The following is a 13,036-nucleotide window of genomic DNA, read 5'->3' on the forward strand; positions in this document are numbered from 1 at the left end:
ATCGGGCGGCAGCGCCAACCAGCGCTGCTCTCGGTGCCCGAGGTACGAAAGCGTTGCTTGGGCCACCCTGATGGTGGCCAGGAGTCATCATGCTAAACCCTGTCATTCTGGTCGTGCTGGACGGCCTCAATCACGACGTCGGGCGCCATGCCATGGGCCATCTGAGCGCTCTGGTCGAGGCCGGACGCGGCACTACTACCAGCCTCGACTGCGAGCTTCCCGCCATGTCTCGCCCGCTCTACGAGTGCCTGCTGACGGGAGATCGTCCCGTCGACTCCGGCGTCGTGCATAACGCTATCGTGCGCCGCTCACACGGTGTCAGCCTGTTTGACCTGGCTCGCGCCCAGGGGCGCACCACTGCCGCCGCGGCCTATCACTGGGTCAGCGAGCTCTACGTCAAGGCGCCCTTCGACCAGACCCGCGACCGCTATCTCGACGATCCTCACGCGGCCATCCAGCGCGGCATCTTCTATTGGCAGGACCACTACCCGGACGACCACCTGTTCAGCGATGCCGAAGCGCTCAGGCAGCGGCACGCACCTGACTTCCTGCTGGTTCACAGCATGAACATCGATGATAGCGGCCACCGTCACGGCGGCGACTCGCCCCAGTACCGCAATGCCGCGCGTCACGCCGACATTGCCCTGGCCGACTACCTTCCCCGCTGGCTGGCCGATGGTTACCAGGTGATGGTGACCGCCGACCACGGCATGAACGCCGATCGTTCACACTCAGGGTTGCTGGCCGAGGAGCGCCGGGTACCGCTGTGGCTGTTCGGTGACGCCTTTGCCGACCCCGCAGGTCTGCATATCCAACAGACTCACCTTTGCGGCACCCTGGCCAGCGCCATGGGGCTAACCCACGACAAGCCCTTTCACCCGGAGCTGCTTGCGATGACGGCGCAAGCCACGGCACCGGCCCCGGCACCGTCCCGAGAGAGCCTCTCATGACATTGCGCCTGCCGGCCTGGCTGTGGCTACTGCCCTTCGCCATCGTGTTTTGCGCCTTCCAGCTGGCGCCCATGGCCTGGGTCGCCATCAGTGCCTTCAACGTCAATGGCGACTGGGGGCTGGGCCACTTCCAGGAAATCGCCCAGTCCGCGTTCTTTCGCCAAGCCATCTGGAAGAGCTTGACCATCTCGTTGGTATCAAGCGCCATGGGGCTGATCATCGCCACCGTCACCTGTCACGCGCTTATGCGTTCCGGACCGCGACTGCGCCGCGCGATGATCGCCTTCACCAACATGACCTCCAACTTCGCCGGGGTGCCCCTGGCCTTCGCCTTTATCATCCTGCTGGGGGCCAACGGCGTGCTGACCTTGGCACTTCAACAACTCGGCATCATCGAGGACGTGCGCCTCTACTCCACCGGCGGATTGATCGTCATCTATACCTGGTTCCAGATACCGCTCGGCATCCTGCTGCTGTTTCCGGCCTTTTCAGGCCTCAAGGCCGAGTGGCGTGATGCCGCCCACCTGTTGGGGGCCGGACGCATCGCCTATTGGCAACGGATCGGCCTGCCGGTGCTATGGCCGGCTCTGGCGGGCACCTTCACGGTGCTGTTCGCCAACGCCATGGGCGCCTATGCCACCGTCTATGCGCTGGTCAACACCAGCTACAACCTGATGACGATACGCATCGCCAACCTGGTCGCGGGAGACCTGTTCCTTGAACCCAACCTGGCCAGTGCCCTGGCGCTGGTACTGGTGGTGCTGCTGGTACTGGTCACCCTGGTGCAACAGTGGCTGTTGAGAAGGAGTGCACAGCATGGCTCACGCTGACACCATGCCCGCTCACAAGAGCCCGACCGCCGCGTCGCTGTCGGCAACCTTTAATCCCTACTCCTGGGTCGTCGGCGGGGTCTTTGCGGTGCTGGCTCTGCCCCTGGTAGCCACACTGGGCTACGCCCTGGCCACACGCTGGGGCGCGACCCTGACGCCAGACGGCCTGACCCTGGCCTGGTTCATCGAGCTGTGGACCACCCCTCGCTTTCTGGCGGCCTTTGCGCGCTCGCTGTTTATCGCCGTGGGGGCTCTGGCGCTATCTCTGGCACTGGTACTTCCGGTCGCCCTGTTGGCCCATACCCGCTATCCGCGACTCGATCGCTGGATGAACACGCTGATCTTGATGCCGTTTGCGGTGCCGCCAGTCGTCTCCTCGGTGGGCTTGCTGCAACTCTACGCCGGTGGGCCGCTGGCGCTGGTAGGAACACCCTGGATCCTGATTCCTACCTACTTCACCATCGTCCTGCCGTTCATGTATCGCGCCATTGCCAACAGCCTGAGGGCGGTGGACGTGCAAAGCCTGATGGACGCCGCGCAGCTACTCGGCGCCGGCCCCGTGAAGGCGTTTTTTCTGGTGGTTCTGCCCAACCTGAGAGGTGGCGTGCAGATCGCCGTCTTCCTGTCGTTCTCCTTCCTGGTGGGCGAATTCGTGTTTGCAAACATGCTGGTGGGCACCCGCTTCGAGACGCTGCAGGTCTACCTCAACAACATGCGCGGCGCCAGCGGCCACTTCACCAGCGCTCTGGTGATCACCCTGTTCGTCTTCACTCTGATCCTGACCTGGCTGGGCAATCGCCAGGCGGAACACACTATTACGGAGGCCGCACGATGATGGCTGCCACCACTCCCCCCCCCTCGTCAGCGACCACGCCCAAGGCATCACAGGCGCTCTATCGCCAGCAGTCAGCCATCGCGTCAGGCGCCACGGCCGCGAGCGCCTCCCGCCACACCGATCATGCGTCCAGCGGCAACGCGATTTCGCTCAAGGGGCTGGCCAAGCGTTTTGGCGACACCGATGTCTTTGCCAATATCGATGCCGATATCGCCCACGGTGAATTCATCACCCTGCTGGGCCCATCCGGCTGCGGCAAGTCGACCCTGTTGCGGGCGATCGCCGGTCTCACGTCCCTGAATGCGGGCCAAATCCTGGTGGGCGATACCGACATCACTCACCTCCCCCCTCAGCGCCGTGGCGTCGGCATGGTGTTTCAGCACTACGCCCTGTTTCCCAACATGAAGGTGGCCGACAACGTCGCCTTCGGCCTGCGCATGCAGAAGGTACCCAGTGACGAGCGCGCGCGCCGCGTGGACGAGGTGCTACGCCTGGTCGAGATGCAGGACCAGGCCCACAAGTTCCCTCATCAACTGTCTGGCGGTCAGTGCCAGCGGGTAGCGCTGGCAAGATCTCTGGTGGTCGAGCCCAGGGTGCTGCTGATGGATGAGCCCCTGTCCGCGCTGGACGCCCGCATTCGCAAGCACCTGCGCGATCAGATCCGGGAAATTCAGACGTCGCTGGGCCTGACGACCCTGTTCGTGACCCATGATCAGGAAGAAGCCATGCTGATGTCCGACCGGGTGTTCCTGATGCACCAGGGACGCATCCTGCAACAGGACAGCGCCGAGGCCATCTACACCCGTCCACGGGATGAGAACGCTGCCGGCTTCATGGGCCACTACTGTCTGCTTGATGCCGTCGAGGCCGCTCCGCTGCTCGGCTATCGCAGCAAGGCTGGCCGCGTTGCCCTGCGCCCTGAAGCGCTCTACCTGAGCGTGGCGGGCATGCCCCTGGGCGGCGAGCACCCCGAGCGGGTAGGACCGGGCGTGCACGGGGTAGTGCGTCGACACCGACTGCTCGGTAACATCGTGCGCTACGACATCGACTGTGCCGGCGTCAGCCTGACCGTCGATACCCTCAATCGCTCCGCTCGCACCTTGCTGCCGCAAGGCCAGCAGGTGACGGTCCACGTCGATCTCGACGAGGTTCAGGAGCTGGATACATGAATGACCCGACGAGCCCTTGCCCCATGACCACCGATGCCTGCCGTGTGGCGACATCCGAGACGCCTGACGTGCCCATCACCCTGGCCCTGTTCGACCTGGACGATACGCTGCTCGACGGCGACATCACCCGCCTGTGGAGCCAATGGCTGATCGAGCTTGGCTGGATCGACGACGGAGAGGAATATCATGCCGCCTTTGCCGAGCATATGGCGGCCTACGCCGCTGGCACGCTGGACATGGAAGCCCATCTGGCACTGTTGCTGACGCCCCTGACGGGTCGCCGCGAGGCCGAGGTCAGGGAGCAGGTGGACGCCTTTCTCGCGGCCGAGGTGGTGCCGCGGCTGTTCGCCCAGGGACACGAACGGCTTGCCTGGCACCGCGACCAGGGCCACCGTGTGGTCATTATCTCTGCCTCACCGATCCATGTGGTTGGCCCGGTAGCCGAACGTCTGGGCGCCCACCATGCCCTGGCCACGCGTCTGGAGATCGACGCCGAGGGTCGATACACCGGCCGCGCCCAAGGCATTCGCACCTTCCGTGAAGGCAAGCTTGCCGCTCTGGAAGCCTGGCTCGACGAGCATACGCCAGCCCTCAGCTACGGCTACTCGGATTCACGTAACGACTTGCCGCTGCTGGAGTTTGTCGACCGTCCCTTCGCCATCAACCCGGATCCGACGCTTGACGCCGCCGCACAGGTCCGCGGCTGGCCGGTGCAGTGGTGGCGGCAGCAAGGCTAAGCGTGGACAAGGCCAGGCGTGGAGTCAGCGGGTGGAAGAGGCTAGGCTGTCACCTACCTTTTGACGTGAAACGAGCCCCCTGAATGACATCCTCCGCCACCATCGCCCTGCTGGGCACCGGCATCATGGGCCTGCCGATGGGCCGCCACCTGATTCGTGCAGGCTATGACCTGCGCGCCTGGAACCGCAGCATCGACAAGGCCGCCCCGCTGGGCGAGCTTGGCGCCACCCTGGTCGAGACGCCCGCCGAGGCGGTACAGGGTGCTCAGGCGGTGGTGATGATGGTGAGCTCAGGCCCGGTGTGCGAGACGCTGCTGTTCGGCGACGAGGGCATCGCCCGTCAACTTGCTCACGGCAGCCTGATCATCGTGATGTCGACCATCGCTCGCAGCGAAGCGGTCGCCTTGGCAGAGCGCTGTCGCGAGCTTGGCCTCGGCTGGGTGGACGCGCCGGTGTCCGGCGGCGAACGTGGCGCTCAGGAAGGCTCGCTGTCGATCATGGCCGGCGCACTGGACGCCGACTATGTACGAGCGAAGCCGATTCTTCAGGCCATGGGCCACCCTCTTCACATCGGCCCCGTCGGCAGTGGCGCCCTGGCAAAGCTGGTCAACCAGCTGACCGTGGCCAGTACCATCGCCGCCGTCTCCGAGGCACTGGTACTGGCGGAGGCCGGCGGCGCCGACCCGGCCAAGGTCCGCCAGGCCATGCTGGGCGGCTTCGCCTACTCGCGTATCCTCGAGCAGCACGGCCAGCGCATGCTGGATGGCGACTTTGCGCCGGGCGGCCCGGCCAAGCACCAGCTCAAGGATACCCACGCCGCCTGCGATGTTGCCCAGGAGCTCGGCCTCGATCTGCCGTTGCTCGCGTTGACCGATCGCCTGTTCAACGACCTGGTCGACGCCGGCGGCGCCGACCTCGACCACAGCGCGCTGCTGCTCGAGATCAAGCGACGCAACGGTATGGATGCCGGTGAACTCGAGCGTTGATGCCAGACGTCAGCGCTGACAGTCTCGGAACTACAACCTGAGCCCTGGGGCGATGACATCGAGAAACGCCTGGATACGCGCCGACAGGGCGGTGTTGCGGTAGTAGACGGCCTGCACCTGCTCCCGTGGACCACCATGGCGCATCGCCTCGGGTAGCAGGACCTCAAGCTGCCCGCTGGCGATATCATCACCGACCATGAAGTTGGACAGGCAGGCAATGCCCTCTCCGGCAAGGCACAGACGCCGCATCACTTCGCCACTGGAGGTGGACATCGATGGGCTGATCTCGTCATCCATTCCCTCCACCGGCCACCGATTCAAGCTGCTGGGAGCGAGAAATCCGATCAGTTGATGCTGTTCGAGCTCCGCCACCGACGTGGGCCTGCCGGCGCGCGCGAGATAGCCAGGGCTAGCCACCAGGTGCAGGCGCGAGCGCCCCAGCAATCGCGCGTGCAGGGTGGAGTCCGCCAGGGCGCCAATCCGAATGGCCACATCGGCACGCTGTTCCAACAGGTTGATGATGTCATCGCTGGCAGACAGCTCCAGCTCGATACCGGGATAGCGGCGCCGAAACTCCCCGACCAACGGCACCAGTTGGTGCAGCACGAAGGGGCTGGCGGAGTCCACCCGCAGTCGGCCAGCAGGCTCTCCCCGTCGCAGCGCCAGCGACTCCTCTGCCGCGTTCAAGCGCTCTAGTCCTTCGCGTACCTCGGCGACAAAGCGGCTGCCCTCATCCGTCAGCGCCACACTGCGCGTCGTACGGTTCAGCAGGGGCACATCGAGCCGCTGCTCCAGCCGCTGGACCGCTCTCGATATACGTGCCACCGGCACGTCCAGGCGAGTGGAGGCGGCACTGAAACCACCGCTATCCACCACCGCCAGCAATAGCTCCAGGTCCTCCGAGCGAGTTTTCATCAGGCCCCTCCTCGTCCATGGAGGCTCACCCTCCTGTTGCCCGCAGCAAAAGCCGCAGCGACTTTCTCGATAACCACAAAGGTGTTTCTCATATAGGCACGTTTATCGAAAAAGTGTCCTCCGCCAGACTGCACGCCGTCAAGTCGTCCCCCGGCGACGCCATCTCACAGGAGAGATACGATGCCTATTGCTCTGCTGGCGCTAACGCTTAGCGCCTTTGCCATCGGCACCACCGAGTTCGTGATTGTCGGCCTGGTGCCCACCATTGCTCAGGACCTTGCAGTGAGCCTGCCCTCTGCCGGACTGCTGGTCAGCCTGTACGCCGTCGGCGTGGCGGTCGGCGCCCCCGTGCTGACGGCACTGACCGGGCGCTTCAACCGCAAGTGGGTGCTGCTCGGCCTGATGACCCTGTTCATTGCCGGCAATCTGCTGGCCTGGCAGGCGCCCAGCTACGGCTCGTTGATCACCGCACGGGTGCTCACCGGCCTGGCCCACGGGGTGTTCTTCTCGATCGGTTCTACCATCGCCACCAGCCTGGTCGCCAAGGACAAGGAGGCCAGTGCCATTGCCATCATGTTTACCGGCCTCACCGTGGCGCTGGTGACGGGGGTACCGCTGGGCACCTGGATCGGCCAGACCTTTGGCTGGCGAGCCACCTTCCTGGTGGTATCGGGACTGGGCCTGATTGCCCTGTTGGGTAGCGCCCTGCTGATCCCCAACAACCTCAAGCGCGCGGCGCCGGCGACCCTAGGCCAGCAGTTCAAGGTGCTTACCCATCCGCGTCTGCTGCTGGTCTATGCGATCACCATCCTGGGCTACGGCGGCACCTTTACTGCCTTCACCTTTCTCGCACCGATTCTGGAGCAGGCCACCGGTTTCGCTCCCTCCATGGTCAGCCTGATCATGCTGGTCTACGGTGTCTCGGTGGCGTTCGGCAACATCTACGGTGGCAAGCTGGCGGACCAGATGGGGCCGATCCGGGCCTTGACGCTGATCTTCATCGGTTTGGCCGCGGTGCTGCTGGTGCTCAACGTGACCGCCGTCCACCCGCTAGCCGCCGTACTGACGATTCTGGTCTGGGGCGCCTTTGCCTTTGGCAACGTGCCAGGCCTGCAGGTCTACGTGGTGCAACTGGCAGAGCGCTACGTGCCGGAAGCGGTCGATGTCGCTTCCGGACTCAACATCGCTGCGTTCAACATCGGCATTGCCCTGGGCTCTGTTGTCGGTGGCCAGGTCGTCGAACACCTGGCACTGACAGACACCGCCTGGATCGGCGCGCTGATCGTGGTGGCTGCCCTGGCACTGACCCACCTGTCCGGCCGACTCGACCAGCGTCGTGCAGCACGCCTGGCCAATGCCTGAGCGCCGGACAAGCATTTCGTCTGCTAATTTTTCTTCCGCCCCCTTGAACTGACGACGTTGCCACCGCATGTCCAAAGATGAACATTGGCACGACGTTGCGACGGCCAAGGCCGCCGCTCAAGGAACTGCATCCCCGGGATCACGACAGCGCCCGGGGCCGCTCTCGACGACCAAGGAGCCAAGATGTCAACGCTTATCCCTAACCCCGGCCTCGGTACCTTCCGCCTGACGGGCGACACCCTGCGCCACGCAGTGACCACCGCCCTGAAGCTCGGTTACCGTCACCTGGATACGGCTCAGTTCTATGGCAACGAGGCCGAAGTCGGCTCGGCCATCGCAGCAAGCTCGGTTCCGCGCAGCGAGATCTTTCTGACCACCAAGGTGTGGTGGGATCGTCTGGAGCCAGTGGCGCTCAAGGCCAGCGTCGAGGAAAGCCTGTCCAAGCTCGGCACAGACTATGTGGATCTCCTGCTGATCCACTGGCCCTCGCCGGACGATGAAGTGCCGATGCGTGATTACCTGACCGCGCTGAAAGACGTCAAGGATGCAGGCAAGGCCCGCCATATCGGCGTCTCCAACTTCACCAAGGCGCAGATCGACCAGGCGGTGGATATTCTCGGCAAGGGTGAAATTCTGACCAATCAGATCGAGGTTCACCCCTTCCTGCAAAACCGCGAGCTGGTTGCCCACTGCGAAAAACACGGCATCACCCCCACCGCCTTCATGCCGTTGGCAGTCGGCAAGGTGCTCGAGGACGACACGCTGAAGGCCATCGCCGAAAAGCACGATGCCAACCCGGCACAGGTGGCCATCGCCTGGCTGCATCAGCTCGGCATTCCGACCTTCCCCTCCTCCACCAAGGAGAAGAACCTGAAGAGCAACCTGGAGGCGCTCAAGCTGGAGCTGTCCGAGGAAGAGATGGACGCCATTGCCAAGCTCGACCGCGGCGAGCGCGTCGCCAACCCGGACTTCGCGCCCAAGTGGGATCAGTAAGGCGCGGCGGCTCCAGTGGCTGAATAACGCACTGGGCCGCTACCCGCCAAGGGTTGCTGGCCCATCGGTCCCGGCACGGCCTGAGGCAGGAGCGTAACGCCCCAGGTGACGGCGCCACGAGCAGACACCTGCTCGTGGCGCCGTTTTTGCAGGCCTCCGCCTTGCCTCTCCGCCTTTCCTTTCAGCTCACCTTCTCAGCTCACCTTCTCAGCTCGCCCTCACTGCCCCTTTTTCAGCAGCCTCAAGAAAGCGGATCACGTCGCCCTGAAAGTGGCTCAGATGCCGCTTGATCCGTTCATCTGGCCAGTCCCACCACGCCAGACGCTCGAGTCGACCGGCGACGCCAGGGTCGTCGAAGCGTGGGCGCAGCACTCGGGCGGGATTGCCCACCACGATGTGGTAAGCCGGCACGTCCTTGGTCACCACACTGCCCGCGCCCACAATGGCGCCGTTGCCGATGGTGACTCCGGGCAACACGATGGCACCGTGGCCGATCCAGACGTCGTGGCCGATGTTGACGCGGTCCGCTTCGCGCCAGGCGAAGACCTCGGGGTCGACGGCCTCGTCGCTGAAGCCAAACTTGCCGGGACGATAGCTGAAGTGGTGCAGGGTAGGCCGCCACCAAGGGTGATTGCTGGGGTTGATGCGCACGCTGGCCGCGATCGAACTGAACTTGCCCACGCGGGTAAACATGACATCGCCATCCCGCTCGATGTAGCTGTAGTCCCCCAGGCTTACGTGGTTGAACACGCAGCGACTGCCCACCTCGGTGAAACGGCCAAGCTGGCTGGCGTGAAGCCGCGCATCATCGGCCACGTTGGGTGCCTCGCTCAGCCGCGCCGAGGCGGGCTGATCCACGGCTCGGGCAGGCGCCGAAGAGGTGTCGGGGGCATGGGATTCAGAGTGCATGTGGTGTTGTCCTCTCAGCAGACCGCATCGAGTCGGTGCCAATCTTCCAGCGTCTCGCCATCTCTGGCAAAACGTACCTTGGGCGGCAACGCTACTGGCTCCGCCAGGCGTTCTGCATCCAGCTCGTGGCTGATGTGGGTGAGATAGGCCCTGGGGGGATCGAGCCGAGTAATGATCTCCAGGGCCTGGGTAATATTGTTGTGGTTGCGCGTCTCGCGCTGGCTCGCCGGGTGGCAGGCATCCAACACCACGATGTCGGGCCCCCATTCCCGCAAGAAGCGCTCGGTGGCACCGGGCAAACCGCAGGTATCGGTCAGGTAGGCCAGCCGCGTGCCGCCGTCATCCAGGCAATACCCCAAGGTGGGCTTGCTGTGATTGAGCGGCACCGGCGTGACCGTCATCCCGTCCAGACCCAGCGCCTTGAACGGCTTGAGCCCTGGCTGAAAATCGAGAATGCCGCTGTTGCGATAGAGATCCGCGCAACCGTTGGGATCCTTGGGCCCATACACCGGTATATCGGCGCCGGTCCCCCAGCGCAGATGGAACAGGCCCTGAACGTGGTCGGCGTGATAGTGGGTGATGAAAAACGCCGCCGGGCGCTCCAGTTCACAGCTGTGAGCCAGATCCATACGCCCGGCATCGAGCAGATAGCGCCTGCCATCGACCCTGACTTCGGCACAGCAGGGACCGCGCTGATGGCTCGAGAACACACGTGCCCTGGTGCAGGCACGGCAGTCGCAGCCAAAGCGAGGCACCTGGGCACTGTCGCCGGTGCCGGTGAAGCGAAACTCCATGGTGATCTCCTGACATCAGGGGCTCCGGCTAAGCCGGTATGGTCTCGGGCCGTCGCGACCAGACCGCGCATCGGGGGCAGCACGCGCAGCGGTCTGCGCTCGCCTCGGTCTGGCAGCCGACAGGCTCAGCGGCACGCCGTATCCACCAGGGCTTCCAGCGCCCCCACGCTGACCGCCAGCGCACCACCGTTATCCAGGCGGGCAACGGTCGGATAGTCACGTTCAAGCTCCGCCTCCACCTCGGCATGGCGAGCCAGACGCGCCTCGATCTGCTCGCGGCACTCGCGCCCGCGCTTGACGAGGCGCTGTCTCAGCACCTCGCCAGGAGCGGTCACCACCACCGGCAGCAGCTGGTCGCCGAAGCGCTCCCGGGCCTGGCACAGCGCTCGACGACTACCGTTGAGCAGCACCGTTGCTCCCGACTCGAGCCAGCACTCGACCTCGATGCCCACGCCGTAGTGCAGCCCATGGGCCTGCCAATCCAGGCAGAACAGTCCTCGCCCGCGCCGGGCCAGGAATTCGGCCTCGGACAGCGCCAACGAATCTTCGCCAAGACCACTGGCCCGAGTGATGTAGCGATGGGCCACCAGCAGGTCCGGGCGCTGCTGGCGGAGGGCAACCAGCAGGCTGTCCTTGCCCACGCCACTGGCCCCGATCAGATACACCAGCATCAGTGCACCTGCCTGCCGGCGCTCCACACCCGAGCGACCAGCGGGTGTCCGTCGATCTCGCGTACTCGCAACAGGTCGGCGCGCAGTCCTTGGGCAATGCGCCCACGGTCATCAAGCCCCACCGCCTCGGCAGGGTGCCTACAGGCCGTCGCCACCGCTCGCGGTAGGTCGTAACCACCTTCCATCGCAGCGATGCGAAAGACGGCATCGAGCAGGGCTGCCGGATAGTAGTCGGAGGACAACACATCCAGCACGCCCATGCGCACCAGCTCGGCGGCGGCAATGTTGCCGGAGTGGGAGCCACCACGCACCACGTTGGGCGCCCCCATCATCACCGCCATCCCATGCCGGTGAGACGCTTCCGCGGCTTCACGGGTGGTGGGGAACTCCGCCACCCGAGTGCCATACTCCAGGCTCTCGGCCACGTGGGCGACGGTGGCATCGTCATGGCTGGCCAGCGCCAGCCCACGCTCACGGCACAGCGATGCGATGGCACGGCGGTGGGAGCTCGAGTAGGCGGCACTGTTGGCCAGCTGCTTTTCGATAAAGGCTTCAAGGCTGGCGTCGTCCAGGCCGTACTTGCCCTGGTAGTAGATGCGATAGGCGTCGAGACTGGCGAACTGGCGCTGGCCCGGCGAATGATCCATCAGCGAGACCAGCCCCAGCAGCGGCGAGTCCATGAAGCCTTCAAAGCGCGTCAGGGTGTCCGGGTGACACACCTCACAACGCAGGTGCAGGCGGTGGTCGACCCTTGCCATGCCATTGTCATTGATCGCCGCCAGCGACCCCACCATCTCGTCCAGAGCCTCGTGGCGCATGCTTTGCTCGTCGACATCACCGATGGATACCGCGTCGAACACCGTGGTGATGCCGCTGGCGGCCATCTGCGCGTCATGGGCCAGCGCCGCCTGACGACCAGGCCAGCTCACCTTGGGCCGGGGCTGAAAGTACTTTTCCATATTGTCGGTATGCAGCTCGATCATGCCGGGCATCACGATATCCCCGTCACAGTCGATCGCCCCGGGAAGCGATACCGGGCCACGCTCGATGGCCTTGATGATGCCATCCTTGATGACGAGACTGCCGCTGATCACCTCGTCGTCGAGCACCAGGCGCGCATTGGTCAGGATCTGATCTTGACTCATGCAGAAAACTCCCCGTCGTTATCGTCGCGACGCCCAGCGCCACCGACCAGCATGTGACCTTCCAGTTCGAGCAGCCGATCGGCCACCCGCTCGCGGACTTCCTCATCGTGGAAGATGCCCAGCATGGCACTGCCACGGGCCTTGGCCTCCTCGATCAGCGTCACCACCACCTCTCGGTTGGCGGCGTCCAGCGATGCGGTGGGCTCGTCGAGCAGCAGCAACGGATGCTCGGCAATAAAGCCACGGGCAATGTTGACGCGCTGCTGTTCGCCGCCGGAGAAGGTTCCTGGCGCCAGCTCCCACAGGCGTTCCGGCAGATTGAGCCGCGCCAGCATGGCCTCTGCACGGCGGCGCGCTTCCTGCTCGTCGCAGCCCCGCACCAGCAGCGGCTCCATCACCACTTCCCGCGCCGACACGCGGGGCACCACCCGAAGAAACTGGCTGACGTAGCCGATCACATCGCGCCGCAGCAGATGCCACGCATGGGCGGGCAGGCCAGCGAGCTCAAGTTCACCATCATCGAAGTGCAGGGTCAGGCTGCCGCCACTGATGCGGTAGTTGCCGTTCACCATCTTCAACAGGGTGCTCTTGCCGATACCGCTGCGGCCGGCCAGCACCAGACACTCGCCGGGGGACAGGTCCAGCTCGAGTCCACGCATCACGGGCAGTGCCTGGCCGCCCTGGGCGTGCAGCACAAAGGTCTTGTCGAGCCGTCGGGCAGTAAGAAAAGGGGACGTCAT

14 protein-coding genes are annotated in these 13,036 nt (G+C 64.7%); 8 read left to right on the plus strand and 6 right to left on the minus strand.

What is annotated here, in order from left to right; all coding sequences use genetic code 11:
- Nucleotides 1–89 precede the first annotated feature (89 nt).
- From KUV45_RS03755 to KUV45_RS03780, 6 genes are all read left to right on the plus strand, one after another.
- Nucleotides 90–950 carry an alkaline phosphatase family protein gene (locus KUV45_RS03755; protein ID WP_222164110.1) on the plus strand — a complete coding sequence of 287 codons (861 nt, stop codon included), beginning with the start codon at nucleotides 90–92 and terminating at the stop codon, nucleotides 948–950.
- Nucleotides 947–1,780 carry an ABC transporter permease subunit gene (locus tag KUV45_RS03760; protein ID WP_206944080.1) on the plus strand — a complete coding sequence of 278 codons (834 nt, stop codon included), beginning with the start codon at nucleotides 947–949 and terminating at the stop codon, nucleotides 1,778–1,780. The genes KUV45_RS03755 and KUV45_RS03760 overlap by 4 nt, the downstream gene beginning before the upstream one ends.
- Nucleotides 1,767–2,615, plus strand: coding sequence for an ABC transporter permease (locus KUV45_RS03765; protein ID WP_222164111.1), 849 nt, complete (start codon nucleotides 1,767–1,769; stop codon nucleotides 2,613–2,615). Before KUV45_RS03760 ends, KUV45_RS03765 begins: the two co-directional genes overlap by 14 nt.
- Nucleotides 2,612–3,784 carry an ABC transporter ATP-binding protein gene (locus tag KUV45_RS03770; RefSeq protein WP_224852155.1) on the plus strand — a complete coding sequence of 391 codons (1,173 nt, stop codon included), beginning with the start codon at nucleotides 2,612–2,614 and terminating at the stop codon, nucleotides 3,782–3,784. The genes KUV45_RS03765 and KUV45_RS03770 overlap by 4 nt, the downstream gene beginning before the upstream one ends.
- The gene (locus KUV45_RS03775) at nucleotides 3,781–4,521 is read left to right on the plus strand and encodes an HAD family phosphatase (protein WP_224852156.1); all 741 of its coding nucleotides are present in this window, start codon (nucleotides 3,781–3,783) and stop codon (nucleotides 4,519–4,521) included. Before KUV45_RS03770 ends, KUV45_RS03775 begins: the two co-directional genes overlap by 4 nt.
- Nucleotides 4,522–4,604: 83 nt before the next feature.
- A complete protein-coding gene (locus KUV45_RS03780) occupies nucleotides 4,605–5,507 on the plus strand; it encodes an NAD(P)-dependent oxidoreductase (RefSeq protein ID WP_222164112.1) in 903 nt (300 codons plus the stop codon).
- 30 nt (nucleotides 5,508–5,537) lie between these two features.
- Here KUV45_RS03780 and KUV45_RS03785 read toward each other — a convergent pair whose 3' ends face one another.
- Nucleotides 5,538–6,422, minus strand: coding sequence for a LysR family transcriptional regulator (locus KUV45_RS03785; protein WP_222164113.1), 885 nt, complete (start codon nucleotides 6,420–6,422; stop codon nucleotides 5,538–5,540).
- Nucleotides 6,423–6,602: 180 nt separating this feature from the next.
- On the opposite strand from KUV45_RS03785, the gene KUV45_RS03790 reads away from it, so the two are divergent.
- On the plus strand, nucleotides 6,603–7,784 hold the full coding sequence (locus KUV45_RS03790) for an MFS transporter (RefSeq protein ID WP_206944102.1): 1,182 nt from the start codon (nucleotides 6,603–6,605) through the stop codon (nucleotides 7,782–7,784).
- Nucleotides 7,785–7,967: 183 nt separating this feature from the next.
- A complete protein-coding gene (gene dkgB / locus KUV45_RS03795) occupies nucleotides 7,968–8,777 on the plus strand; it encodes a 2,5-didehydrogluconate reductase DkgB (RefSeq protein WP_222164114.1) in 810 nt (269 codons plus the stop codon).
- Nucleotides 8,778–8,984: 207 nt separating this feature from the next.
- On the opposite strand, the gene KUV45_RS03800 is transcribed toward dkgB, so the two are convergent.
- The 5 genes from KUV45_RS03800 to phnL all read right to left on the minus strand — a co-directional run bounded on the left by KUV45_RS03800 (nucleotide 8,985) and on the right by phnL (nucleotide 13,036).
- Complete coding sequence (locus KUV45_RS03800; RefSeq protein WP_222164115.1) at nucleotides 8,985–9,686, minus strand: DapH/DapD/GlmU-related protein; 702 nt, start codon at nucleotides 9,684–9,686, stop codon at nucleotides 8,985–8,987.
- 14 nt (nucleotides 9,687–9,700) lie between these two features.
- The gene (phnP, locus tag KUV45_RS03805) at nucleotides 9,701–10,480 is read right to left on the minus strand and encodes a phosphonate metabolism protein PhnP (protein ID WP_222164116.1); all 780 of its coding nucleotides are present in this window, start codon (nucleotides 10,478–10,480) and stop codon (nucleotides 9,701–9,703) included.
- Between the two features lie 125 nt (nucleotides 10,481–10,605).
- A complete protein-coding gene (gene phnN, locus KUV45_RS03810) occupies nucleotides 10,606–11,151 on the minus strand; it encodes a ribose 1,5-bisphosphokinase (protein WP_222164117.1) in 546 nt (181 codons plus the stop codon).
- Nucleotides 11,151–12,296, minus strand: coding sequence for an alpha-D-ribose 1-methylphosphonate 5-triphosphate diphosphatase (locus tag KUV45_RS03815; protein WP_222164118.1), 1,146 nt, complete (start codon nucleotides 12,294–12,296; stop codon nucleotides 11,151–11,153). Before KUV45_RS03815 ends, phnN begins: the two co-directional genes overlap by 1 nt.
- Complete coding sequence (phnL, locus tag KUV45_RS03820; protein ID WP_222164119.1) at nucleotides 12,293–13,036, minus strand: phosphonate C-P lyase system protein PhnL; 744 nt, start codon at nucleotides 13,034–13,036, stop codon at nucleotides 12,293–12,295. Before phnL ends, KUV45_RS03815 begins: the two co-directional genes overlap by 4 nt.

The sequence above is a fragment of the Halomonas sp. DP3Y7-2 genome (assembly GCF_019800795.1).
GTDB classification, from domain to species: Bacteria; Pseudomonadota; Gammaproteobacteria; order Pseudomonadales; family Halomonadaceae; genus Halomonas; species Halomonas litopenaei_A.

Coding starts and splice junctions, on each gene's coding strand:
- KUV45_RS03755 (WP_222164110.1), top strand. CDS start 90: ATGCTAAACCCTGTCATTCTGGTCGTGCTGGACGGCCTCAATCACGAC.
- KUV45_RS03760 (WP_206944080.1), top strand. CDS start 947: ATGACATTGCGCCTGCCGGCCTGGCTGTGGCTACTGCCCTTCGCCATC.
- KUV45_RS03765 (WP_222164111.1), top strand. CDS start 1,767: ATGGCTCACGCTGACACCATGCCCGCTCACAAGAGCCCGACCGCCGCG.
- KUV45_RS03770 (WP_224852155.1), top strand. CDS start 2,612: ATGATGGCTGCCACCACTCCCCCCCCCTCGTCAGCGACCACGCCCAAG.
- KUV45_RS03775 (WP_224852156.1), top strand. CDS start 3,781: ATGAATGACCCGACGAGCCCTTGCCCCATGACCACCGATGCCTGCCGT.
- KUV45_RS03780 (WP_222164112.1), top strand. CDS start 4,605: ATGACATCCTCCGCCACCATCGCCCTGCTGGGCACCGGCATCATGGGC.
- KUV45_RS03785 (WP_222164113.1), bottom strand. CDS start 6,422: ATGAAAACTCGCTCGGAGGACCTGGAGCTATTGCTGGCGGTGGTGGAT.
- KUV45_RS03790 (WP_206944102.1), top strand. CDS start 6,603: ATGCCTATTGCTCTGCTGGCGCTAACGCTTAGCGCCTTTGCCATCGGC.
- dkgB (WP_222164114.1), top strand. CDS start 7,968: ATGTCAACGCTTATCCCTAACCCCGGCCTCGGTACCTTCCGCCTGACG.
- KUV45_RS03800 (WP_222164115.1), bottom strand. CDS start 9,686: ATGCACTCTGAATCCCATGCCCCCGACACCTCTTCGGCGCCTGCCCGA.
- phnP (WP_222164116.1), bottom strand. CDS start 10,480: ATGGAGTTTCGCTTCACCGGCACCGGCGACAGTGCCCAGGTGCCTCGC.
- phnN (WP_222164117.1), bottom strand. CDS start 11,151: ATGCTGGTGTATCTGATCGGGGCCAGTGGCGTGGGCAAGGACAGCCTG.
- KUV45_RS03815 (WP_222164118.1), bottom strand. CDS start 12,296: ATGAGTCAAGATCAGATCCTGACCAATGCGCGCCTGGTGCTCGACGAC.
- phnL (WP_222164119.1), bottom strand. CDS start 13,036: ATGACGTCCCCTTTTCTTACTGCCCGACGGCTCGACAAGACCTTTGTG.